Raw genomic sequence first — 1,692 nt, forward strand, 5'->3', positions numbered from 1 at the left:
GGGCAGCATTCCTGTAATGGAGAAATATGAACTTTGAACATAAAAAAGCCCCTTGGTATCATAAGTTATGTCCTGCGCTTGGCGGCAAAAAGGACAACTCAACATATCGGGAGGCTGCAAAATGAATTATAACCAAAATCATAAGATTGCTCAAATTACTTCTCAAACACTAATAATAGGCGTAGACATTGCGAAATTCAAGCATGTTGCACGTGCGCAAGACTTTAGGGGACTAGAGTTTGGGAAACCTTTTACCTTTGAAAACACGAGTTCTGGCTTTGATGGTTTTCTAGCCTGGATTCAAGAGTTAACTCAAAAATATGGCATGGAGAAGACCATCATTGGAGTTGAACCTACAGGACATTATTGGCTGAATCTCGCTCATTTTCTTAGAGAACAAGCGATTAAACTTGTTGTAGTAAACCCAATGCACGTAAAGAAGAGTAAAGAGTTAGACGACAACTCACCTACCAAGAATGATGTGAAGGATGCCAGAGTTATCGCTCAGCTCGTCAAGGATGGAAGATACGCCGAACCCAATATCCCGCAAGGAGTTTATGCCGAACTTCGAGTGGCAAAAAAAATACGCGATCTTTTATCTGTTGACCTTCAAGCTGTACAAGGGCAAATTCATAATTGGCTCGATCGTTACTTTCCAGAGTTTTTAACGGTATTTAAAGATTGGGAAGGAAAAGCTGCACTACAACTACTTAGACTGCATGCACTCCCCCATGAGATCGTAAAGCTCTCGGATGAAGAGATATTAGTTCATCTTAAACTAGCTGTACAACGAGCTGTCGGGGTAAGTAAGGTTAGAGATTTGAAGCACGCCGCTAGTATTTCCATTGGAATCCGTGAGGGTGCTGACATGGCTAAGCTAGAACTCCGCACTCTATTAGAGAAGTACACTCTCATTAAGGAAAGGTTTGAGGAGCTAGATTCAAAGATCGATGGCTTACTCGAACAAATACCTGGCGTAGAGCAAATGTTGGCGATTAAAGGGATCGGTAGAGACACCATTGCAGGCTTTTTTGCCGAGGTGGGAGACTTAAAGTCTTATTCTCATCCAAAACAGATCATTAAATTAGCAGGACTAAGTTTAAAAGAGAATACGTCTGGTAAGCACAAAGGACAAACGAAGATTACGAAGCGAGGAAGGAAGAAGCTTAGAGCTCTCCTCTTCCGAGTCGTCATGCCCTTAGTCGCTAAGAATACGGCTTTTAAGGCATTACATCAGTATTTTACGAAGCGTTCCCAAAACCCATTGAAGAAGATGCAATCCTTGATCGCACTATGTAACAAACTGATCCGCATCTTGTTCACCATTGGTACGAAACAATGTGAGTTTAGTGAAGAAAGAATGTTGAGCGATATTCCTCACATGGAAGTAACCTCTATGGCAGTTGCAGCTTAGGTTTTTCAAGATACCTTAAGATAAAAAGTTAGCTTTCGTTTATTAGACATCTGAAGCACGGATTAGTCAGTAAAACAACTAAAGTACGGGCAAGGACCCTGTCGGGCAGCATGACTGACATCCACCTCATGGAAAGGTTGAACGAAGGAATTTAGGAGCGTAGACTCTGTGAGATATGGGAGGGTAGACCCCCATGAGACCTGTGGAGATCCACCAGTGCGACCATACTTTGTCTTAGTATCCACTCTATGGAAAGAAGTGGTTAGGTAGCATGGATC

At 42.3% G+C, this 1,692-nt stretch carries 1 protein-coding gene; it reads left to right on the forward strand.

Annotation, left to right across the window (positions count from 1 at the left end; all coding sequences use genetic code 11):
• Positions 1-121 precede the first annotated feature (121 nt).
• Positions 122-1,414 (forward strand): IS110 family RNA-guided transposase, encoded by a 1,293-nt coding sequence (locus ACGLXV_RS10490; protein ID WP_391558529.1) that lies wholly within the window; start codon positions 122-124, stop codon positions 1,412-1,414.
• The last annotated feature ends 278 nt before the right edge of the window (positions 1,415-1,692 follow it).

This window comes from Robertmurraya sp. (assembly GCF_036676585.1).
Classification (GTDB): Bacteria; Bacillota; Bacilli; order Bacillales; family Cytobacillaceae; genus Robertmurraya_A.